This window comes from Clostridium pacaense, from assembly GCF_020709765.2.
In the GTDB taxonomy this organism is placed as follows: domain Bacteria; phylum Bacillota; class Clostridia; order Lachnospirales; family Lachnospiraceae; genus Enterocloster; species Enterocloster hominis.
Genome location: NZ_JAJFEB020000001.1, coordinates 27,600 through 50,468 on the forward strand (window position 1 = coordinate 27,600; position 22,869 = coordinate 50,468).

The window sequence follows — 22,869 nt, forward strand, 5'->3', positions numbered from 1 at the left end:
ATGAGGACACTTATTTTATATCCGTCTGATTATTTTAATATAAGGAAGCCGGATCCGGATTATGAATATGAATATAGGGAAGCAGTCCGCTTCCCTGATTTAATGGCTGTTTTTTATAATTATGATGAATTTGCGGTAACCGGCCGGCTTAAGTTTTATCCTGTGGACCTTAAGCCTGGCCCCTGTATTTACCGGGGCTGGATGCTTAAACCAGATCAGTACGGTTACCTTTATGACACCCTGCTGGAACAGGATGTCAGGCTGGTTAATTCACCGGAAGAGTACAGGCTCTGTCATGAATTTCCCAATGTTTACCCATATATAAAGGGGAGTACGCCGAGGATGACTGTTTTCAGGCAGGATGAACCGGTAGACTGGCAGGAGATAAGGAAGCAGTATGGACGTTTTCTGATAAAGGATTATGTCAAGTCAGTGAAAGGGTCTGACTTTCCCGCGTATTTTGATGCCAGCTATACGGACCAGCAGCTGGATGGATATCTGGAGCGTTTTAAAAACCTGAGAGGAAGTCTTTTTGACGGCGGGATTGTGATAAAGGAATATGTGGATCTTGCAAAGGTACAGGGCAGGACCAATGAATACAGGGCATTTATCCTGGATGGGAATGTGCTGTCTGTAACAGCCAACTCCAACCAGGATGCTTCTCGGCCCAGGGTGCCCATGTCCCTGGTCCGTCAGTTCACCGGGTTGAACAGCCATTTCTATACAGTGGACTTTGCAGAACTGGAAGACGGTTCATGGACAATCATAGAAACAGGGGATGGGCAGGTATCAGGCCTGTCTCCGAATCAGCTGGTATTTCCGTTCTATGAGGGGATAGTGAACCGCGGGTAGTTCCACAGGCGTTTAATACATCATCCATACCTGCAAAGTGCATAAAATTATTTTTCATCCATCCTAAAGTTTGTGCACACTTTTTTTAAAGCCTGTGCTATTATAATAGACGTAACCCCCCCAATACATTATATAGTTTTTGCTACACCCCATAAGAAACGAAATACCTTCTCCTAAAATGACCAGTTCCCCGACTGGTCATTTTAATTTTACCATTTTCCGTTTACTTTCATGGAATCTTTCTTTGTGTCATTGAATATAATATTAGGCCGGCATTTATATTGGCTGGGGAAAACATGTTGAAAGAGGGGGAAACATGACACAATTGGAATTAGTGGCAGAAGTAGGGGGAGAGGCAGCCAGGCTTGCATGGATATACGTTGAGGGCCTGCTGACATTGACGGAGCTGGTTAATATACTGGGGGAAAGAAAGGCAATGCTGATACATCAATATGTAAGTGACTGTGCGGTATGAATGTGGTATAATATTGAGAAAATCCGCATGCAATATCAAGAGAGGGAGATACCATGGAAGGACTGAAGGGAATCATTGTAATTGCTGTCATTGCCGCAGGTCTTCTGTATGCAGGCATATGGGACAGGCATCACAGGAAATAGGACGTATAAACCAGTAGGTTCCAGGTAAGGATCAGGAATATATTGACAATCAGGCATATGGACACAGACGGCCGCCGCGGCCACTGTCTGAATGCACAGATACCGCCAATCAACAGCCAGACAATAAAAGAAAAGCCTAAAAATGGAATGACAGCCAGATAAGGCAGGTAATCCATGGGCCTGTGCAGGAAGAAACCAGCTATATAATAAAGAAGGTTACACAGCGATGTGAGTATGGAAATAACGGCCAGGACGCAGCCCTTTATGTAGCCGCGTACAACCGAATAGACAATCCCGCCTAATAATATAAGTGGAATGATGAACCAGATTGGCTGTAGTTCCATTATTACCCCTCCCGCCGAATGTATGTTCTTATTCTATCACAAATCTACAAAAATTTCACCACTTTTCTTTAGAGAAATAAAATCCTATGGTTTTATGGATGTAACTTTGCTATAATGAAAGAGTCGCACAGAGGAATAAAGCGGAGGGATTATGAGAATAGAAGCCTTAAAATACCGTAATAACAATTTGGATATCATTATTTTTGTGGACTTTGATGTGCTCAGCGGTGAACATACAAAGCGGTGGAGCATTGCGGAGATAGCGTATAAGAAGCTTATGGTGAACAAGTATAATTTTCTCAGTGATACATATTGCGATGACGATGAATATTATCAGATGCCGCCAAAAGAGCGGGAAATGTATATTCTGAAAAAGCAGATGGAATTTGCAGGCGAGGACAGATTAAGGGAAGCACTGACTGCTGCCTGGAATAAGATCAAACCGGATGCAGACCAGATACTTGGATTAAAATAGAACCGGAACCATATCATCATATAATGGCAGGATATGGCAAGAGAGACAAAACCGTTCATGGCTTTGTCTCTTTTTTTATCCATACAGGTTCTGCCATATACGGTCATTCCTATCCATATATGGTCATGTTTAGACTTCTGTATTTTGGGATAAAATATAAAGAAAAGCAGAAAATGGAAATCTGTATACAAAATATAAGGAGTTTACATGAAAAAAATATTGATATCCGGTATGGCAGCCTTTATCCTTTCTTTGGCGGTTCCCTGTGCAGTATATGCAGAGGAATATATGGACGGCCGGACAGAAGATGGAACAGCGCTGTCAGTACAGGCCATGGCAGTAACAGAGGATATCCACCGTGTGGTGGATGTGCTGAAGACAGGGAGGATGGATGAAGGCAGCGCCGGGGATGCTTCCTTTTGGCAGCTGGGCGCAGGAACATTTTCCATGAGCAGGAACATCATGGAGGCAGCCCAGGCCCAGGCGCCTGCAGGCGCCAGATTATCCTCCTACACACAGGATGATTTATATATTTTAGCCCATGTAATCTGTGGTGAGGCACAGTCCTACCCGGATGATGAGCAGCTTTACGTGGGTTCTGTTGTCCTTAACCGGGTCAGCCACCCGTCATTTCCTGATTCGGTAAGCGCAGTGGTGTTCCAGCGCGGGCAGTATGCATGTACCTGGGATGGGAACTATTACAGGGAACCAACGCCGCAGAACTGGGCTAATGCCCGGTATTTACTGGAGCATGGAAGCGTCCTGCCCGGCAATGTGGTATGGCAGTCAGGAGGCAGGCAGGGCAGCGGGGTATATATAAGGACCAGATACCACTGTTATTGTTACTGACTGTTTCCGGCAGCCGGATGCTTCATATCCGGGGACCGTGCTGGCTGAATGGAATGAGGAATTCAGGGATACCCGCCGCATAGGGGGCAATATCGTACTGCTGGTAATAGATAATGATTCCGTCCGGCACTAAGAAGAAGTTCCCGGGATGGAAATCTTCCAGCTGCAGCCGCTTTCCGGATGTAAAATCCCATGTATCGGAATAACGCATGACTGAACCGTGTGCCCCGCCCATATAGGTGGATTCATCCCTGTATAAGCTGGTAATACAGCCGGAGTTAAATGTCACCGTATAGTCTGACGTGAACCCGTACATCTCAAAGGCCGGATGATTGTCCGGGATATAGCGGGCGGCTTCCACGGCCTGGGGATAGAGTACGGTACGGCAATAATCCTCCTTCCCTGCGGCAAGGTCCGCATAATATCCGTTGATAAATGCAGCAGCTGTCTGGCTGCAGTCAGAGGTAAAGACAGGGTAGCGGATGGTATATCTGAAAACAGGGATATCTTTATAATACAGGATGTTGCTTAAGGTGTCAGGGGATATGGTCTGCATATAGGCTCCAGAAGATCGTTTATCTGTTATACATTATATGCAAAAAATACTTGCCAAAGTCCCTATCCTGTGATAAAATAATCAACGTTGCTAAGATAAGCCGGCATGTCGGAATGGCAGACGAGGCGGACTCAAAATCCGTTGATGGCGACATCGTGTGGGTTCAAGTCCCACTGCCGGCACTACACCCTTGGCAGGGAGAAGTCTCAGAATTGACGTGTTTGCGTCACTTTTGGGACTTTTTCTTTTATAGGCGTCCGACGGTGCATATGTTTTGTTGAAAAAGCAAATGATTTATTGTATGATGTAAGAAGATTTGATGATTGGGACAGACAGGAGGTGCGGCTGTGACCTGCAGGGAAGCGGAACGTCTGGTAATGCCTTATATCAACGGCAGCATTACGGATGAAGAGTTGGAGGAATTCCTGAAGCACATTGAAGGGTGCGGGGAATGCCGGGAAGAGCTGGAGATTTATTTCACGGTGGACGTGGGCATACGGCAGCTGGATGAAGGGACCGGGACCTATAATATCAAGGGCGCCCTGGAGACCGCGCTGGAGCTGTCCAGGCAGCGTATCCATACACTTATGCTCCTTAAGACAGCCAGATATGCAGTGAATACCCTGTGTTTCTGGGCGCTTCTCATGATATTGGTGCTCCAGTTCAGGATGTGGGGGCAAAGCGGCTTTTTGGGATTATAGAGAAAGGACTATCAAAGGATGGATAAATTAGTTTTAATCGACGGACACAGTATTCTTAACCGGGCATTTTACGGGGTACCGGACCTGACCAATTCGGAGGGCCTTCATACCAACGCGGTGTACGGTTTTTTAAATATCATGTTTAAAATCCTGGAGGAGGAAAAGGCAGACCATCTGGCGGTTGCCTTTGACCTTAAGGAACCCACCTTCCGGCATAAGATGTACGATGCCTATAAGGGCACCAGGAAACCCATGCCGGAGGAACTCCACCAGCAGGTGGACCTGATGAAGGAGGTCCTGACAGCCATGGGCGTGCCGATCCTGACCCTTGCAGGATATGAGGCGGACGATATACTGGGCACGGTTGCCAGGAAAAGCCAGTCACAGGGCATCGACGTATCGGTGGTCTCCGGTGACCGGGACCTGCTCCAGCTGTCGGATGAACACATTAAGATCCGCATCCCCAAAACCAGCAGGGGAGGGACCGAGGTCAAGGATTATTATCCTGCGGACGTGGAACGGGAATACCAGGTGACACCCACGGAATTCATTGACGTAAAGGCCCTGATGGGGGATTCCTCGGACAATATACCGGGCGTTCCCTCCATTGGTGAAAAGACGGCCACCAGCCTGATTGCTGCCTACAAAAGCATTGAGAACGCCTATGCCCACCTGGATGAGATTAAGCCTCCCAGGGCCAGGAAAGCCCTTGAGGAGCATTACGACATGGCCCGTATGAGCAAGGAACTGGCCACCATATGCACGGACTGTCCGGTGGAATTTAACTATGAGGATACCAGGATTGACAATCTTTATACGCCGGAAGCGTACCAGTACATGAAGCGTCTGGAATTCAAGTCCATCCTTTCCCGCTTTGACGCCTCCGCCATGGGGGATGCGTCCGCTTCCAGCCTGGAAGACCATTTTACCCTTATCCGGGATGAAACGTCTGCTGCGGACGTGTTTGCCAGGGCGGCTGCCAGTGGCGTGACAGGACTTCAGCTTATCATAGGAACCCAGGCAGGCGCCAAGGCGGCAAAGCCGGAGGCGGCAGAACAGTTGTCCTTCAGTTTTGATGAAAACGGGGAGGTAAAGGCAGGCAAGAAGGCAAAATCCGGCCTGAATCCGGTTACCGGACTGGCCCTGTGCCTGGGGGAAGAGGATATCTATTGTATGGCGGCCGGAGAGAAGCTGTCCGGGGAGTTCCTGATCCGGCAGGTGAAAGCCCTGTGCGCCTTAAAGCCTGGCTCCAGCCATGAGGTATGGGTGCTGAACCTTAAGGAAATGCTGCCTTATCTGGAAACAGGGGATACCGCTCCGGTATATGACGGCGGGGTGGCCGGATACCTCTTAAATCCCCTTAAGGACACCTATGGGTATGATGACCTGGCAAGGGATTACCTGGGCCTGACCGTGCCGTCCAGGGCAGATCTGCTGGCCAAGGCGGATCTGGGGGACGCCCTTTGGAATGAAGATGCCAGGGCAGTGACCTGCGCCTGCTATATGGCTTATACGGTATGGAAGGCAGCGGCGCCCCTGACGCGGCAGCTCAAGGATACCGGCATGTACGGTTTATACAAAGAGATTGAAATGCCACTAATCTACAGTCTTTACCACATGGAACAGGAAGGCGTCAAGGTGGAACGGGCCGAGCTTGAAGAGTACGGCAACCGCCTGAAGGTGCGCATCGTGGACCTGGAGCAGGAGATTTACCGCGACACGGGAAAGGAATTCAATATCAACTCCCCGAAACAGCTGGGGGAAATCCTCTTTGAGGACATGAAGATGCCTGGGGGCAAGAAGACAAAGACCGGCTATTCCACGGCAGCGGATGTGCTTGATAAGCTGGCGCCTGATTATCCGGTGGTCCAGAAGATACTGGATTACCGCCAGTTGACAAAGCTGAACTCCACCTATGCGGAGGGCCTGGCCGCCTATATCGGTGAGGACGGCAGGATCCACGGTAAGTTCAACCAGACCATCACTGCCACTGGAAGGATCAGCAGCACGGAGCCTAACCTTCAGAATATCCCTGTGCGCATGGAACTGGGACGGGAAATCCGAAAGGTTTTCGTGCCAAAAGAGGGCTGTGTGTTTGTGGATGCGGACTATTCCCAGATAGAACTGCGTATCCTGGCCCATATGTCAGGGGATGAACGCCTGATTGAGGCGTACCGTTCCGCCCAGGACATCCATGCCATCACTGCCTCTGAAGTATTCCATGTGCCCCTTGGGGAGGTCACGCCCCTCCAGCGGCGCAATGCCAAGGCCGTGAACTTCGGTATTGTTTATGGAATCAGCGCATTCGGGCTTAGTGAGGACCTGAGCATTTCCAGAAAAGAGGCAGTGGAGTATATCAATAAATACTTTGAGACTTATCCGGGGGTAAAGATATTCCTGGACGGCCTTGTAAGCCAGGGCAAGGAACAGGGATATGTGACCACCCTTTACGGCAGGAGAAGGCCGATTCCCGAGCTTAAGTCCGCCAACTTCATGCAGCGCCAGTTCGGCGAGCGGGTGGCCATGAACTCGCCCATCCAAGGCTCTGCGGCGGATATCATGAAGATTGCCATGATTGCAGTGGACCGTGAACTGCGGGCCAGGAACTTAAAGTCCAGGATCGTGCTCCAGATCCACGATGAACTGCTCATTGAGACAGCTGAGGACGAGATTGGGACGGTAAAGGAAATCCTGGTGGATAAGATGAAACATGCGGCTGAACTCAAGGTTTCACTGGAGGTGGAGGCCGAGGTGGGCAGATCCTGGTTTGATGCAAAGTAAAAAGGCATGTCCGGGGATGTAAAAGGAGCAATCAGAATTGGAAGAATGTGGGAACGTTAAGGATAAATTCATTTTAGGCATCACAGGCGGGGTAGGTTCCGGGAAAAGCAGGATCCTGGATATCCTTCAAAAGGATTATGGATTTCATGTAATCCAGGCAGACCAGGTTGCCAAAGGGCTGATGGAGCCGGGAATGGAGGGCTACCATGCGGTGGTGGATTATCTGGGGCCATCTGTTTTAAAAGAGGACAAAAGCCTGGACCGGGCCGTCATGGCCGACATCATTTTCCATGACCCGGTAAAGAGGAGACGGGTGGATGAACTGACCCATCCCCTTGTATGGAAGGCTGCAATGAAGGAGGCCAGGGAGGCCAGGGAAGGGCGGGTGGTCATAGAGGCCGCCATCCCCTCAAAAGAATTCCGTGACAAGTGTAGCAAAATGTGGTATGTTTATACATCGAGGGAGAACCGCATGGAGCGTCTTAAGACGGGCCGCGGATATACCCGTGAGAAGACATTAAGCATCATGGACAATCAGGCCAGTGATGAAGTGTTCCGGTCCTTTTGTGACTCGGTCATTGACAATGATAAAAGCCTGGAAGAGACAAGGATGCAGATTGCCGCGCTGATGCGGCACATATCCCCGTAAGAGGACTAATTAGGAAGAGGACTGTACAGACATGAGAATGGTAAGCATTGCAAGCGGAAGCAGCGGGAACTGTATTTACATAGGTTCCGATGACACACATATCCTGGTGGACGCGGGTATCAGTAACAAGCGGATCCAGCAGGGCCTCAATGAAATCGGGCTGACCGGGAATGATATGAGCGGTATCCTGATTACCCACGAACATTCAGACCATATTAAGGGGCTGGGCGTATTATCCAGGAAGTACCATATCCCTGTTTACGGGACCAGGGAGACATTGGATGAGATTGCATGCTCAAGCAGTCTTGGGGAGTTTGACAGGGAACTGCTTACGCCTGTCTGCCCGGACGTGGATTTCATGCTGGGCGACCTGCATGTGAAGCCCTTCAGCATTGACCATGACGCCGCCAACCCGGTTGCATACAGGGTAAGATGCGGCAGCAAGTCAGTTGCGGTTGCCACGGATATGGGTCATTTTGACCAGTACATAATTGACAACCTGCAGGGGCTGGATGCGCTTTTGCTGGAATCCAACCATGATGTCCGCATGCTGGAGACAGGTCCTTATCCATATTACCTGAAGCGCAGGATCCTGGGCGACCACGGCCACCTGTCCAATGAAAATGCAGGCAGGCTGTTAAACTGCGTGCTGCACGACAAGCTTAAGAAGATTTTCCTGGGCCATCTCAGCAAGGAGAACAACTACGAGGAACTGGCCTATGAAACAGTAAGGCTTGAGATTGACGAGGGCGACTGTCCTTACGGGGCTTCTGATTTTTCCATATCGGTAGCTGGCAGGGACTGTATGAGCGAGGTCGTGTATCTGTAAAAGGATGAAGGATAAGATATGTTTTAATCATATCGGCCGGGTAATATACCTGGCCGGTATTTTTATGGCTGTGTTTTAAGGTCAGTGTTTTAAAATAAAAAATCTCAAAACCAATGCAGACATTTTGGGGAACATATGCTACAATGTACGAAAGATAAATTTACACCCATGTATTTCCGGGAAAACAATGGTATGAGGAGAATGAAAATGAGCAAAGCAATTATCACTGTAGTAGGAAAAGACACAGTAGGAATCATCGCAAAAGTATGTACATATCTGGCTGAGAACCAGATTAACATCCTGGATATTTCCCAGACCATCGTACAGGGATATTTCAATATGATGATGATTGTGGATGTCAGCAACATGACCAAGTCCTTTGGACAGGTGTCGGAAGAACTGGAGCAGGCAGGAGAGGAAATCGGCGTAAGGGTTAAGATCCAGCGCGAGGATATCTTCATCAAGATGCACAGAATCTAATACAGCACCACATAAGAAAGGGACAAGCGGACATGATTAATATATATGAAGTAAATGAAACCAATAATATGATTGAGCATGAGAAACTGGATGTGCGTACCATCACCCTGGGCATCAGCCTCCTGGACTGTGTGGACAGCAATCTGGACGCCCTCAATGATAAGATTTATAATAAAATCACCACCCTTGCCAGCAACCTGGTGGCCACGGGCCGGGATATTGAGCGCGATTTCGGGATTCCCATTGTCAATAAACGTATTTCCGTGACACCTATCTCCCTGGTGGGCGGCGCTGCCTGCAAGTCACCGGAGGATTTTGTGACCATTGCAAAGACCCTGGACAAGGCTGCGAAGGAAGTAGGCGTGAACTTCATCGGCGGTTATTCTGCCCTTGTAAGCAAGGGAATGACGGCTGCGGATAAGAACCTGATCCTTTCCATTCCCCAGGCGCTGGCACAGACCGAGCGTATCTGCAGTTCCATCAATGTAGGTTCCACCAAGACAGGCCTTAACATGGATGCGGTGGAGCTGATGGGAAGGATTGTAAAGGAGACGGCAGAGGCCACCAGGGATAACGACTCCCTGGGCTGTGCAAAGCTGGTGGTGTTCTGCAATGCGCCGGACGACAATCCATTCATGGCCGGCGCGTTCCACGGCGTCACGGAGGCGGATGCCATCATCAATGTAGGGGTCAGCGGCCCGGGCGTTGTGAAGGTGGCTCTGGAGAAGGTGAGGGGGGCAAACTTCGAGGTGCTCTGTGAAACCATCAAGAAGACCGCGTTTAAGATTACCCGTGTGGGCCAGCTTGTTGCCCAGGAGGCATCCAGGCGTATGGGAATCCCGTTCGGCATCATCGACCTTTCCCTGGCCCCCACTCCTTCGGTTGGGGACAGCGTGGCCGAGATACTGGAGGAAATCGGCCTGGAGCGCGTAGGAGCGCCGGGAACAACGGCAGCCCTTGCCATGCTCAACGACCAGGTCAAGAAGGGCGGCGTCATGGCCTCCTCCTATGTGGGAGGGCTTAGCGGCGCTTTCATCCCGGTCAGTGAGGACCAGGGGATGATTGATGCGGTAAGCCTTGGCGCGCTGACCATCGAGAAGCTGGAAGCCATGACCTGCGTCTGCTCCGTTGGGCTGGATATGATTGCCATTCCCGGGGATACGCCTTCCACCACCATTGCGGGCATCATTGCGGATGAAGCGGCAATCGGAATGATTAACCAGAAGACCACCGCGGTCCGCCTGATTCCGGTCATCGGCAAGAAGGTGGGCGATTCGGCGGAATTTGGCGGACTTTTGGGATACGCGCCCATTATCCCTGTGAATACATTTTCCTGTGAGAAGTTCGTGACAAGAGGCGGAAGGATTCCTGCGCCGATCCACAGCTTCAAGAACTAAGGGATGGGAAGGAAGGTTTCAACCGGACTTACGGCGTGTTGGAACCGGAGGAGGATGGATGAAGCTTTATCTGATCCGCCACGGACGCCAGTGCAGCAGGCTCTGCAATGTGGACGTGGATTTAAGTGAAGAAGGATACAGGCAGGCGTCTCTCTTAGGAGAACGCCTGTTTCGTGAAAAGATACAGGCAGTGTATTCCAGCAGTCTCCTGCGGGCGGTGGAAACAGCCCAGGCAGCCAATCTGTACTGGAATGTGGAGCATTTTGTCCGGCCTGAACTGGGAGAGATTTCCTTTGGGGACATGGAAGGAATGTCAGATGAGGAAATTGCAGCGGCCTATAAGGACTTTAAGGCGCAGCAGGGCCGGATGGAGGAGGACCTGCCGTACCCGGGCGGCGAATGCGCTGCGGATGTGGTGCGCCGGGCAGAACCTGTTTTTATGGAAATGGTCCACAGCGGATACGACAGGATTGCCGTGGTGACCCACGGCGGCGTCATCCGCTCCATGGTTGCCCATTACCTGGGCATACCCATGGCCAGGTGGAGGATTCTGGGCGCCAGCCTTGAGAACTGCAGCATAACCCAGCTGGACTGGGATGAGGAGAACAGCCGTTTTTTACTGGAACGGTTTAATGATTACGCGCATTTGGAAGCCTTCCCCGACCTTCTCAGAAGGGCATGGGTGGGTACTGAAAATTAATGCTGTGATGAGAGAGGGGCAGGAATGAAAAAGGGTATCATATTTGATGTGGATGGGACACTGTGGGATGCGGCGGTCCAGGTGGTGGATTCCTGGAATGAGGTATTGTCCATGCATCCGGGACTGGATGTGACCATAACGGTAGAGGACATGAACAATAACATGGGAAAGACCATGGATGAGCTGGGCCGGGCTTTCTTCCCTTCCTTTTCCCATGAGGAGCGGACCAGGTTCATGAAAGAGTGCATGGAGTACGAGAACCGGTATCTTGAGACACATCCCGGAATCTTGTATCCGGGGGTAAAGGAGACAATCATCCGGCTGGCCCGGGACTATGAACTGTTCATTGTAAGCAACTGCCAGTGCGGTTATATTGAGGTGCTTCTTAAAAGCTGCGGTCTTGGGGAATACATAAGGGATACGGAATGCTTCGGCAATACGGGCCTGCCCAAGGGCGACAATATACGGATGGTGGTCCAGAGGAACCATCTGGATAAGTGTATCTATGTGGGGGATACGTCCATGGACCAGGAAGCGGCAGCCATGGCAGGGGTTCCCTTTGTCCATGCCGCATATGGCTATGGCACCGCGGATGCGCCGGAAGGCAGCATTGAATCAATGGAACAGCTGCCCGGAACCGCAAGACAGATGTTAGGTTAGGAGTGGATATATGGATCAGGAAGAATGCAGGGAATTAGGACAGGCTTTGGACCTGTTCCTGGACGAGGCCCTGGAGCGGATACTTTTCAGCAACCCGGTGGACCGGGAACGGATTGCCAAATCCAGGCTGCGTCCGCTGCTCATGAAAGGCAGCCTGGTGTTCCAGGCAGAGGAGCAGGTGGGCAGACAGGCATTCCACCGCAACCTGTCCAGGGAGGAGGCCCTGTCCTATATCAGGGAACTGCTGGACGGAAGCTTCAGGCAGGCAGAGATTGTGTCAGGCCATGGGACCGGGCTGATTCTTGTGAGCAGGAAGGGAAAGGTCACGGTCAAGGTAAAGAGGAAGGCGCACAGCGGGGGAGCGGAGGCCCAGCCCGCCCGTATACAGCCTGCATCCGGGCTTATGTCCCATAACCGCCAGAAACGCTATATCCTTAAGGAGGGCTGTGCCGTCCCGTTCCTGGTGGACCTGGGGGTCATGACAAGGGAAGGGAAGATTGTTAACAGCCGGTATGATAAGTACCGCCAGATTAACCGTTTCCTGGAGTTCATTGAGGACATCCTCCCCAATTTAAACCAGGAAGAGGAGACAACCATCATTGACTTTGGATGCGGCAAGTCCTATCTTACCTTTGCCATGTACTATTACCTGAAGGTGCTGAAGGAATACCCGGTGCGCATCATCGGGCTGGACCTGAAGCAGGATGTGATAGACCACTGCAACCGTCTTGCCAGGCAGTACGGATATGACAGGCTGGATTTCTATCACGGGGATATCGCTTCCTATGAGGGCGTGGACCATGTGGATATGGTGGTGACCCTGCACGCCTGTGACACGGCCACTGACCATGCGCTGGCAAAGGCGGTGAACTGGGGTGCGAAGGTAATCCTGTCCGTGCCCTGCTGCCAGCATGAACTGGCAAAGCAGATAAGCTGTGACATACAGAAGCCGGTACTGCAGTATGGTCTGATTAAGGAAAGGATGGCGGCCCTGTACACCGACGCCATACGTGCGCAGGTGCTGGAACGCTGCGGATACAGGACCCAGATACTGGAATTCATCGATATGGAACACACGCCTAAGAATATCCTTATCAGGGGCATCCGCCAGGGGAAGAAGGCCGGGAATGAAGGGCAGTTAAAAGAACTGCTGGGGTTCCTGGGGGTGACGCCTGCCATTGTGAAGCTGCTGGCTCCGGAACTTTGGATGGAGCATTAGAGGATGCACCAGAGGATGCACCAGATGATGCACCAGATGATGCATTAAATGATGCACTAGATGATGCATACGGGCTGGGTGTATTCATTGCGGCACCTGTACCCATAGGCGTGGGCCAGGATGGCCTGGCGGATATGGGTGGCATAGATATCCTTTTTCAGCATGCTGAGGGAGGTGCCCGTGAGGATGCGCGGGGCGTCGGCCGTCTTTGTGATCAGCGGGATGGAGGACTGCTTCTTTATCATGGAGAGCAGCCCTGCTGAATCCTTTTTAAAACCGAGTATACGGGCGTAGGGTGCATACCCTGCGCTTTTATATTGGGCCATATCCTGGTCTGTCATGCCTAAAAGGATGTGGAGCAGGGCGCGGCTGATTCTTGTATAGGTATACTGGCGCGTCTTGAGCTGACGGATCCGTCCTTCCCAGTTTTCATATTCAAGAAGCCGCGTCCTCAGCCTGGAAGCCATCTCCTTTGACACATCCGCATAAGAGGAAAAATCAATCTCCTGGCTGGCCATGGTAAGCAGTGTGTAGTTCAGCAGCCCTGAAAGGTCATTCACCCCCACGGCCGGTTCCGTACCATACATGGACAGGACAGCCGGGGGCACATGGGCTGAGAGACGGGAGGAAAGGCTGGACAACGGGTCCGTGTGTGCATTACCTTCTGTCAGCAGGCGCCTCAGGGCGGACGCAGAAGCCTGGCCCTGGTCCAGTTCCCTGTCGTGGTAGCCCTGGCCCATGCGTTTGATGGTCACAGGCTTCAGGTGGCTGTTGCTGCGGATGATGGCTTTGCAGTATTCAATCCCCAGCAGGTTGTTGGGGGAGCCAAGAAGACGGTCCAGGCTTTCAGGCTGCAGGGGAAAGTCCGGCACGGTCCCTGCCATCTGGATCAGGGCATGGTTCCTGGCCTGGGGCCAGCTTAAGCCCTGTCTCAGCCCCTGGTCCAGGAGTCCGGAGAAGGCCGGGCTTTCCTCGGCCAGCAGGGAGGCGGCTGTCAGGATTGGCCGGACCTGCCCGTCCTCACTGCCAAAGCATATGGTATCCACGGCGCCAAGGGCAGTAAGGAGGGACACGCCGCAGGCCGCAAAATCCTCAGCGCTGCTGACGGCAAAGGCGGAGGGCAGTTCCACCACCAGGTCCGCGCCGCAGCACAGGGCCATGCGGGTCCGCAGGTATTTGCTATAAAGCGCAGGTTCCCCGCGCTGCACAAAGTCGCCGCTCATGACAACCACGCAGAAGTCGGAGTCTGTCAGTTCCTTTGCTTTTTTAATATGAAATTCATGTCCGCTGTGGAAGGGATTATATTCTGCTATGATTCCGGTCAGTTTCATGGAATACCTCGTTCTTTCTCTCTGCAAATTATCATGTCCATTATATCGGGAATCAGTCAATCCGTCCAGCCTGAATCGTCCGGTCTGGCCCCGCCTGCCCTGAATCCGTTTATTTCCAGTTTATAAATCTATAATATTTCGAACACAATTTCTCCACAATCGCTTCACAATTCCACCATAAATCAAGGGTATATTTATAACTGTCAAAAGGAAATAGATGAAATATCCAAAACATAGAGAATTGTATGAAAGGAGACTTTTTTATGTACGGGAATGAAAACAGGAATTTAAATGGAGATAACAGCACAGAGAGGAACATACCGGAAAGGAACATACCGGAGACAACCGTTAACTGGACCACCCCCAATATGGATGAGGGCCAGGGAAACAGGAACAGCGGATTCAATCCATCCCATGAAGGCAGCCGCCAGCAGGGATACAATGTGTATTCACAGCAGTCCGGGAACAGCGGCAGCGGCGGGAACCGGGAACCAAAGAAAGGCATGTGGATGAAACGGGCAGCCGGAATCACGGCAGCGGCGGTCCTGTTCGGCGCCGTATCCGGCGGGGTGATGACAGGCGTTAATTATCTGGGAGCCAGGATGACAGGCATGTACGGCAACGCAGGCGCCCAGGCACAGGCACAGGTCCAGCCGCAGATCCAGCAGGTGGCGCCCGCCGTGACCACGCAGAACGGCGGACAGGGAGCGACCACGGTGACCGCGGTCACCGATGTGTCAGGAATCGTGGAAACAGTGATGCCGTCCATTGTGGCCATCAATGATACCATGACCGTTCAGCAGCGGGACTTCTTCGGAATGCCACAGACCTACCAGGCCCAGAGCAGCGGTTCAGGCATCATCATCAACCAGAGCGATACGGAGCTGCTGATTGCCACCAACAATCATGTGGTTGACGGGGCGCAGGATTTGAAGGTTACATTTGTTGACAACAACGACGTAAGCGCTGCTGTCAAGGGTACGGATTCCGCCTCTGACCTGGCAATCATCGCAGTCCAGTTAAAGGATATCCCGTCCGACACCATGAGCAAGATTAAGGTGGCTTCCCTGGGAGATTCCGACAACATAAAGGTAGGCCAGCAGGTGGTGGCAATCGGAAACGCACTTGGATATGGACAGTCCGTAACCGTCGGCTATGTCAGCGCACTTGACAGGGAAATCACGGACGGCAGCGGAATCACAAGGACCTTCATCCAGACCGATGCAGCCATCAACCCAGGCAACAGCGGCGGCGCCCTGATTGACTTAAACGGCAATGTAATCGGTATCAATGCGGCCAAGACAGCTTCCACGGAGGTTGAGGGCATGGGCTTTGCAATCCCCATCTCCAAGGCGCAGGATATCTTAAACAGCCTGATGACCAAGAAGACCCGTGTGGCCGTATCTGAGGGCGCCCAGGGGTATCTGGGTATCCAGGGAACCAACATTGACGCATCCGCGGCACAGGAATTCGGCATGCCGGTAGGCATCTATGTCTATAAGATCGTGGAAGGCGGGGCAGCCGCATCCTCTGATTTAAAGGAAAAGGATATCATTACTAAGTTTGACGGACAGTCTGTTACGAACATGGAAGAATTAAAACAGATGCTTACGTATTATGAGGGCGGATCCACCATTACCCTGACCGTCCAGTCCCTGGTCAACGGCGCTTACGTGGAGCATGATATACAGATAACCCTGGGAACAAAGCCGGCAGCTAATTCATAAAATATTAACACCTATTTTATGGAAAATATGATATACTGGACCTAATAGACAATCAATTAAGGAGGTTCAGCTTATGAAATTAGTATATGCAATCGTAAGGAACGACAACGAAGATGACGTAGTAAGCCAGTTAACCCAACAGCACTACAGCGTAACCAGGCTGTCCACCACCGGCGGATTCCTGAAAAAGGGCAATACCACACTGATGATCGGTGCGGAGGATGATAAGGTACAGGAAGTGATTGATATCATTAAGCAGGAGTGCGGGCAGCACCAGAAGCTTACGGTGAATATGCCATATATTTCCGGAACCACCATGGTGAACTACGCAACCATGCCCATGAACGTGGAGGTGGGCGGCGCCACAATCTTTGTAATTGATGTGGACCGGTACGAGAAAATTTAACAAATATTAGCAAGGATTCTCCCATCCTCTAAGGTGGTGAGATGAATTGCCAAAAACAGACTTAACGGTATGAAAGAGGTATCTGCGCTATACGATATGCCCCTTGTCCTGCAGACAAGGGGCATATCGTATCAATTGCAGATGCCTTTTTTTTGATGCAGGAACACAAGGATTCCTGTTTATAATATCATTCGCGCCCTCTAAATGCATTTTCAGACAATAAAAAGGAATTAAAAAGAGGTTTCTTAGTGAAAATGTTCAAAGAGGTATTGACATAACTGACATTAGGTGCTATTTATAATATAAACCTATTTACTAAACCGATTTATTATAATAAAACACTAAATAATTAACAATCAATAGGAAAAAATTAACAGTAAATACAAAAATCATATAATCTAGGAGGGACAGCAATGAAAGAGAGAATGGAAGCAGGCGAGGTCTTAAACAATGTAAAGACATGCTCCTCGCCGTCGGAACTGAGGATTACGGATATCCGCTTTGCAGATATCTGGAATGCCCCCATGCACTGTATCCTGGTTAAGGTATTCACCAACCAGGGACTGGTGGGATACGGGGAGGTCAGGGACTTTGCGGATAAGCGCTATGCGCTGATGCTGAAAAGCAAGCTGATTGGCGAGAACCCCTGTAATGTGGACCGCATCTTCCGCAAGATGAAACAGTTCGGAGGACTGTCACGCCAGGCAGGCGGGGTCTGCGGAATCGAGCTTGCCCTGTGGGATCTGGCTGGCAAGGCATATGGGGTACCGGTGTACCAGATGCTGGGCGGCAAATTCAGGGATGAGATCCGCTGCTACTGTGACACGGATGTGGAAGGGAAAAACAGCGGGAAGAAGATGGGGGAGGCCCTAAAAAAAAGGATGGAAAAAGGCTTTACCATGCTTAAGATGGACCTGAGCATCAGCCTTTTGTACGACGTGCCGGGCGCCCTCAGCGCTCCCCTGGGATTCATTGATAAGCTCAGGGAAGCAGAGGACTGTGATGAAATCATGTGGAAGCAGGGGACCCTGGATGAGCGGTATCACATGAACCGTGTCAGGGAAGTCCAGAACATCGAACATGGGATGACCGCTGTGCAGATCACGCAGAAGGGCCTGGAATATCTGGACCAGTACATGTCGGATGTGCGCTCTGTCATCGGCTATGAGATTCCCCTGGCAATCGACCATATCGGACATATCGGCCTGACCGAGTGCATCAAGCTGGGCAGGATGCTGGAGAAATACAATATTGCCTGGCTGGAGGACGCGCTGCCCTGGCATTATACGAAACAGTACGCCATCTTAAAGCAGTCCGTCAATGTCCCCATATGCACGGGCGAGGATATCTATCTGAAGGAAGGCTTCCGTCCCCTTCTGGAGGCAGGCGGCGTTTCTGTGATACATCCGGACCTGCTCACATCCGGCGGGATCCTGGAGAACAAGAAAATCGGCGACATGGCCCAGGAATACGGGGTGGCCATGGCCGTACATATGGCGGAGAGTCCTGTGGCCTGTCTGGCTGCCGTGCACAGCGTAGCCGCCACAGAGAACTTCCTGGCCCTGGAGTTCCATTCCAACGATGTTCCATGGTGGGATGATCTGGTCATCGGAACCAGGAAACCCCTGATACAGAACGGATATATCAAAGTACCGGATGCCCCCGGATTGGGAATTGAAGGACTGGTGGACGATGTGATACGGGAACATATTGACAATGAGAAAATCCCCGGCCTTTGGGAGGCTACCGATGACTGGAATAACAGCTACAGCCACGACCGTCTGTGGAGCTGAGCATCATATCAAATAAAAATATAAAGGAGGAATACGATTATGTTACCAGAAAACAGGGAGTACACCATACCAAGAGAGGAAATCCGCCATCTGGACATCACGGACCTGGAGCGCATTGAACGTTTTAAGAAAGCCGGGTACGGCGGCAATGTTTCCGACTCACTCTGGTCCCTTGGCGTGTGCGACACAGTCCTGTCGCAGCGTTTTAAGGCGCTTCGTCAGGGAATGCAGCTGGTGGGCCGCGCCCTGCCGGTCAAACTCCATACCCTGTCCATTGACACTTCCTACCTTCCGGGCGAATCACTGGATAAGTTCTATGAGGACTATCTGGACGGCCGGGAGCATCCCCAGAAAATCATGATGCGCACGGTTGCCTCTGAGCCGGATGGGAGCATCTTATGTTTTGACTGCGGAGGGGATATGCAGCCCGCTCATTTTGGGGAAATGAGCTGCCAGCTGGCCTATGCCCATGGATGCCGCGGAATGCTTCTTGCAGGGAACTGCAGGGATACGCAGTATGTGCTGAAAATGCAGGATTTCCCAATGTATTCCTTTGGGACTGCGCCTAACGCGTTCGGCGGATGGATTGTCACCGATGTCAATGTCCCGGCCATGCTGCCCGGCCATGTCACTCATTACGTAACCATTTATCCGGGGGATTTCATATTTGGGGATAATGACGGCGTGCAGGTAATCCCGAAGGATATCGTGGATGAAGTGCTTCTCAGGGTGGAGGCAATCTATGAAAAAGAGAATAAGCAGCGTCAGATGCTGGCGGACGGAATGCCCATTGACCAGGTATATGCAGAATTTGGGGTGCTGTAAAAAGAAATACCGTTTATAATGGAAGGTACATGTTAGCAGATTGTATATGAGGAGGAATAACATGAAGCGGGGAAATAAGGTTTACAGAAAACAGATAGGTACATTATTATTGGCAGCAACCATGGCAGCGGCAGCCATGCTTACCGGATGTCAGGGAACCACAAAAGCAGATACAACGGCGGCAGAACAGACAGGCACATCCGCAGCACAGGCTGAAAGCAGCGGTGAGGATAAGCTGGTTGTATATTTCAGCAGCGGGATGGCAGGGGGAGCTGCATGGGGCCAGGCGGAAAAAGGATTCAATGACGCGTGTGCCGAGCTTGGGTGGGAGGGCCACTACCTGGCGCCCCAGACACAGGGTAATACCCAGGACATGGTCAATAATACGGAAACAGCCCTGACCAATGGGGCGGACATCATATTGATAGCGCTGACCCAGGAGGACGCTGCAGAGGATGTCATGAACCGCGCGGTAGAGCAGGGCGTAACCCTGATTGGTATTGCCACGGATAATGATATTCCCGCGGCATACATAGGCACTGACCCGGTTAACCTGGGATACTCCGTTGCAGAGGCCCTGATTCAGGCCATGGGCGACAAACCCATTAAGGTGCTCACCATGCAGAGCAACCTGACCATGGAACAGCAGAATGACCAGGTGGCTGCATTTGAGGAAAAACTGAAGGAACTGAGGCCGGATGCCATTGTGGCGGATAAGACGGAGTGTATGTCCAATGCAGCCACGGCACAGGATAAGATATCTGCCTCCTATCTGGCGGACCCGGATATCAACTGCATGGTTTCCTTTGACAGCTATGCAGGCCTTGGAGGCGCTGCCTTCGTACAGGAGAACGGGCTTCAGGACAGCTTCTGCGTGGTGGGGATTGATGATGCGCCTGAAATCTTAAGATGCGTGCAGGACGGCAGCATGGTATGTACGGTAGCACAGCACTGGTACAACGTGGGATATGACGGGGCATATCTGGCCAAGGCGGTCCGTGACGGCGGGCAGTACGAGCGCGGCAATGACTCAGGAACAACAACCCTGTTCATCGACGATATTGACGGCTGGGTAAAAGAACGCGGCATTGACATGGGTGAGTAGGCTGGCTGCGGCGGCTGCGCCGGAAAGGAGAAGGAAAATGGAAAAACAACCGGATAATGCCCAGGTTAAGAAAAGTGCGGTCCTACATGCGCTTTTAAACAAAAACGAATTAGGGACAATCCTGCCTCTGTGTCTTCTGCTGATTGTGGTGGGCTGTGTGAATCCCAACTTCTTTGCAATGAACAACATCCTTGATATACTGAAGACATCCAGCTTTTCGTTTATTGTCGCCGTACCTATCACATTTCTGATGGCTTCCGGCGGAATGGATCTTTCCATAGGCGCCGCCACCAGTTTCGGAGGTGTTGTCTGCGCCTTTGCACTGAAGGCAGGAATGCCGATCCCGGTTTCCATTGTGCTGGCCCTTGGGGCCGGCGCAGTGGTGGGGGTCATCAACGGCATTGTAATCGTGTATTTTGACCTGCCTCCATTCATCGCCACCTTGGGTACCCAGTATGCGTTTAACGGAATCATCGCAATCACCACGGAAAACCTGGCAATATCCGGTTTTTCCAGCAGTTTTAAGATGATAGGACAGAATAAACTGTTCGGGATGGTCCCTCTGCCTGTTGTCTATGCACTGATCATCGGTATCATCGGACATATCATACTGGTAAAGACCAAGTACGGCCGCGCCATCCTGGCCATCGGCGGAAACAGGGAGACTGCCTATCTTGCAGGCATCAACGTACGCGCCAAGTGCCTGACGGTTTTCATCGCCACCTCCATGCTTGCAGCCTTATCCGGCGTGCTGATGGCTTCCCGTTTTGCCAGCGCACAGCCGGCAGCCGGAACAGGCACCGAGCTGACAATCATGGCTTCGGTCATCATTGGCGGCACAAGCATGTTTGGCGGCACCGGGACCGTCCTGGGGTCGGCCCTTGGCTGTATCCTGCTGGCCACCATCACCAATGCCCTGATTGTAATGAAGGTATCCACGTTCTGGCAGAACCTGATATTCGGCGTGATTCTTCTTGCCGCCATATTCATTGACAAGTACCGCAGGAAAGCAGGAGGCGCAGAGTAAGGGAAAGGAGGCATACATATGGGCGAAACGATATTGGAGATGCGTAAGGTTACAAAGCGTTTTCCCGGTGTAATCGCGCTGAAAGATGTATCCATCGAGCTGAGGAAAGGGGAAATCCTGGCAGTGTGCGGGGAAAACGGCGCAGGGAAATCCACCCTTATGAAGGTCCTGAGCGGAAGCTACGTGGCCGGGGAGTATGAAGGGGAAATCCTCATCGACGGCAAACCGGCGGAGATGACCTCTGTGGCCTCAGCCGAACGCTATGGGATTGAGATGGTCTACCAGGAGATGAACATGATGCTGGATGCCACCATAGCGGAAAATGTTTTTGTGGGAAACCTTCCCGGCAAAAACGGCTTTGTCAATTACCGCAGGCTCTATGCGGACACCAGGAAGATACTGGATGATATCGGACTGGATATTGAACCGGACACAAAGGCCAGAAGCCTGAACAGCGGCCAGATGCAGATGCTGTCCATCATGAGGGCCCTCAGCAGGAATCCCAGGATCATGGTGCTGGACGAACCCACCAGCGCGCTTACGGACCAGGAAACCGAACTGCTGATGAAGCTGATGGACGATTTGAGGAAACGTGGCGTTTCCTGCCTGTTCATTTCCCATCGTCTGGACGAGGTGTTCCGGATAGCGGACCGGGTGGTGGTCATGCGTGACGGGGCCTTCATATCCTGCCGCGAGATAGGAAGTGTCTGTGAGAAGCAGCTGGTTGAGGAGATGGTGGGCCGTACCATCGAAAACATGTATCCCAAAGAAAAGGCAAGAATCGGCGAGGAAATCCTGCGCGTGGAGAACCTGTCCGTCCCCCATCCGACGATGAAGAATAAGAACATAGTTGAAAATGTAGGCTTTCATGTGAGGAAAGGCGAAATCCTTGGAATCGGCGGCCTGGTGGGAGCGGGGAGAAGCGAGATGCTGGGCGCTGTCTTTGGGCAGATCACAAAAGGCGTGAAGAAACAGGTGTACATCGGCGGAAAGAAGGTTGAAATCAACTGCCCCGGCGACGCCATCCGCAATGGAATCGGTTTTGTGACGGAGGAGAGGAAGAAATCCGGTTTTGTCTGGGTATTCACCATCAGGGAAAACCTGTCCCTGGCCAGCCTTAAGAATATATCAAAAGGCTGCTTTATCGATAAGAAGTACGAAAAACAATGGGTCAAGAAGATGTTTGACCGGCTCCGCGTAAAAGCCCCGTCCATTGAGACTGTAATCGTTAACCTTTCAGGCGGCAACCAGCAGAAGGTGGTGCTGGGAAAATGGCTTTTGGAGGAACCGCAGATATTATTCATCGACGAGCCTACCAAGGGAATCGATGTGGGCGCCAAGACGGAAATCTATAAAATCATGAATGAACTGACGGAACAGGGCGTTGCAATCGTCATGGTCAGCTCCGACATGCCGGAGCTGATATCCATGAGCGACCGCTGTATCGTGCTCAGCAATGGCCGGATTACAGGCGAATTCAACAACGAGGAGATTACCCAGGACCGTGTGATGCAGGCAGCGCTTGCAGAATAGAAAGGGGATTGG

General features: G+C 51.5%; 23 protein-coding genes and 1 tRNA gene. 21 read left to right on the forward strand and 3 right to left on the reverse strand.

Annotation, left to right across the window (positions count from 1 at the left end; translation table 11 throughout):
- Both LK536_RS29780 and LK536_RS29785 read left to right on the forward strand, forming a co-directional pair.
- Positions 1-852: an ATP-grasp domain-containing protein gene (locus LK536_RS29780; RefSeq protein ID WP_227794787.1), complete on the forward strand. Its 852-nt coding sequence runs from the start codon at positions 1-3 to the stop codon at positions 850-852.
- Positions 853-1,168: 316 nt separating this feature from the next.
- The gene (locus LK536_RS29785) at positions 1,169-1,327 is read left to right on the forward strand and encodes a hypothetical protein (protein WP_008716138.1); all 159 of its coding nucleotides are present in this window, start codon (positions 1,169-1,171) and stop codon (positions 1,325-1,327) included.
- A gap of 130 nt (positions 1,328-1,457) precedes the next feature.
- On the opposite strand, the gene LK536_RS29790 is transcribed toward LK536_RS29785, so the two are convergent.
- A complete protein-coding gene (locus LK536_RS29790) occupies positions 1,458-1,814 on the reverse strand; it encodes a hypothetical protein (RefSeq protein WP_008716136.1) in 357 nt (118 codons plus the stop codon).
- A 151-nt stretch (positions 1,815-1,965) separates the two neighbouring features.
- Between LK536_RS29790 and LK536_RS29795 the strand changes: the two genes are divergently transcribed.
- The gene (locus LK536_RS29795; RefSeq protein ID WP_008716134.1) at positions 1,966-2,289 is read left to right on the forward strand and encodes a hypothetical protein; all 324 of its coding nucleotides are present in this window, start codon (positions 1,966-1,968) and stop codon (positions 2,287-2,289) included.
- Positions 2,290-2,496: 207 nt separating this feature from the next.
- Positions 2,497-3,138, forward strand: a complete 642-nt coding sequence (locus tag LK536_RS29800) for a cell wall hydrolase (protein WP_025487233.1) — start codon at positions 2,497-2,499, stop codon at positions 3,136-3,138.
- A 22-nt stretch (positions 3,139-3,160) separates the two neighbouring features.
- Here the strand turns inward: LK536_RS29800 and LK536_RS29805 are convergent, their stop codons facing one another.
- Positions 3,161-3,694 carry a DUF3298 and DUF4163 domain-containing protein gene (locus tag LK536_RS29805; protein ID WP_227794788.1) on the reverse strand — a complete coding sequence of 178 codons (534 nt, stop codon included), beginning with the start codon at positions 3,692-3,694 and terminating at the stop codon, positions 3,161-3,163.
- A 99-nt stretch (positions 3,695-3,793) separates the two neighbouring features.
- Between LK536_RS29805 and LK536_RS29810 the strand changes: the two genes are divergently transcribed.
- The 10 genes from LK536_RS29810 to LK536_RS29855 all read left to right on the forward strand — a co-directional run bounded on the left by LK536_RS29810 (position 3,794) and on the right by LK536_RS29855 (position 13,110).
- Positions 3,794-3,876 (forward strand) — tRNA-Leu (locus LK536_RS29810).
- Between the two features lie 141 nt (positions 3,877-4,017).
- Positions 4,018-4,395, forward strand: coding sequence for a zf-HC2 domain-containing protein (locus tag LK536_RS29815; protein ID WP_268886806.1), 378 nt, complete (start codon positions 4,018-4,020; stop codon positions 4,393-4,395).
- Positions 4,396-4,413: 18 nt separating this feature from the next.
- Positions 4,414-7,176, forward strand: a complete 2,763-nt coding sequence (polA, locus tag LK536_RS29820) for a DNA polymerase I (RefSeq protein ID WP_227794789.1) — start codon at positions 4,414-4,416, stop codon at positions 7,174-7,176.
- 37 nt (positions 7,177-7,213) lie between these two features.
- On the forward strand, positions 7,214-7,825 hold the full coding sequence (gene coaE, locus LK536_RS29825; RefSeq protein ID WP_227794790.1) for a dephospho-CoA kinase: 612 nt from the start codon (positions 7,214-7,216) through the stop codon (positions 7,823-7,825).
- A 31-nt stretch (positions 7,826-7,856) separates the two neighbouring features.
- Positions 7,857-8,654, forward strand: a complete 798-nt coding sequence (locus LK536_RS29830) for an MBL fold metallo-hydrolase (RefSeq protein WP_008716120.1) — start codon at positions 7,857-7,859, stop codon at positions 8,652-8,654.
- A gap of 207 nt (positions 8,655-8,861) precedes the next feature.
- A complete protein-coding gene (locus tag LK536_RS29835; RefSeq protein WP_227794791.1) occupies positions 8,862-9,134 on the forward strand; it encodes an ACT domain-containing protein in 273 nt (90 codons plus the stop codon).
- A gap of 32 nt (positions 9,135-9,166) precedes the next feature.
- Positions 9,167-10,531 carry a PFL family protein gene (locus LK536_RS29840; protein ID WP_008716116.1) on the forward strand — a complete coding sequence of 455 codons (1,365 nt, stop codon included), beginning with the start codon at positions 9,167-9,169 and terminating at the stop codon, positions 10,529-10,531.
- 58 nt (positions 10,532-10,589) lie between these two features.
- A complete protein-coding gene (locus LK536_RS29845; RefSeq protein WP_227794792.1) occupies positions 10,590-11,231 on the forward strand; it encodes a histidine phosphatase family protein in 642 nt (213 codons plus the stop codon).
- Positions 11,232-11,255: 24 nt separating this feature from the next.
- A complete protein-coding gene (locus LK536_RS29850; protein WP_120056010.1) occupies positions 11,256-11,891 on the forward strand; it encodes an HAD family hydrolase in 636 nt (211 codons plus the stop codon).
- 10 nt (positions 11,892-11,901) lie between these two features.
- Positions 11,902-13,110 carry a class I SAM-dependent methyltransferase gene (locus LK536_RS29855; RefSeq protein ID WP_025487238.1) on the forward strand — a complete coding sequence of 403 codons (1,209 nt, stop codon included), beginning with the start codon at positions 11,902-11,904 and terminating at the stop codon, positions 13,108-13,110.
- Between the two features lie 56 nt (positions 13,111-13,166).
- Here the strand turns inward: LK536_RS29855 and LK536_RS29860 are convergent, their stop codons facing one another.
- The gene (locus tag LK536_RS29860) at positions 13,167-14,441 is read right to left on the reverse strand and encodes a nucleotidyltransferase (protein WP_227794793.1); all 1,275 of its coding nucleotides are present in this window, start codon (positions 14,439-14,441) and stop codon (positions 13,167-13,169) included.
- Between the two features lie 263 nt (positions 14,442-14,704).
- Between LK536_RS29860 and LK536_RS29865 the strand changes: the two genes are divergently transcribed.
- The 7 genes from LK536_RS29865 to LK536_RS29895 all read left to right on the forward strand — a co-directional run bounded on the left by LK536_RS29865 (position 14,705) and on the right by LK536_RS29895 (position 22,857).
- Positions 14,705-16,168, forward strand: coding sequence for a S1C family serine protease (locus LK536_RS29865; protein ID WP_040379354.1), 1,464 nt, complete (start codon positions 14,705-14,707; stop codon positions 16,166-16,168).
- A 73-nt stretch (positions 16,169-16,241) separates the two neighbouring features.
- Positions 16,242-16,574, forward strand: a complete 333-nt coding sequence (locus tag LK536_RS29870; RefSeq protein ID WP_008716104.1) for a cyclic-di-AMP receptor — start codon at positions 16,242-16,244, stop codon at positions 16,572-16,574.
- A 413-nt stretch (positions 16,575-16,987) separates the two neighbouring features.
- Positions 16,988-18,367, forward strand: coding sequence for a mandelate racemase/muconate lactonizing enzyme family protein (locus LK536_RS29875; RefSeq protein ID WP_040382522.1), 1,380 nt, complete (start codon positions 16,988-16,990; stop codon positions 18,365-18,367).
- A gap of 39 nt (positions 18,368-18,406) precedes the next feature.
- Positions 18,407-19,192 (forward strand): RraA family protein, encoded by a 786-nt coding sequence (locus LK536_RS29880; RefSeq protein WP_025487239.1) that lies wholly within the window; start codon positions 18,407-18,409, stop codon positions 19,190-19,192.
- Between the two features lie 61 nt (positions 19,193-19,253).
- Complete coding sequence (locus LK536_RS29885; protein WP_227794794.1) at positions 19,254-20,297, forward strand: sugar ABC transporter substrate-binding protein; 1,044 nt, start codon at positions 19,254-19,256, stop codon at positions 20,295-20,297.
- A gap of 37 nt (positions 20,298-20,334) precedes the next feature.
- Complete coding sequence (locus tag LK536_RS29890; RefSeq protein WP_008726016.1) at positions 20,335-21,324, forward strand: ABC transporter permease; 990 nt, start codon at positions 20,335-20,337, stop codon at positions 21,322-21,324.
- An 18-nt stretch (positions 21,325-21,342) separates the two neighbouring features.
- The gene (locus LK536_RS29895; RefSeq protein WP_008726014.1) at positions 21,343-22,857 is read left to right on the forward strand and encodes a sugar ABC transporter ATP-binding protein; all 1,515 of its coding nucleotides are present in this window, start codon (positions 21,343-21,345) and stop codon (positions 22,855-22,857) included.
- Positions 22,858-22,869 lie beyond the last annotated feature (12 nt).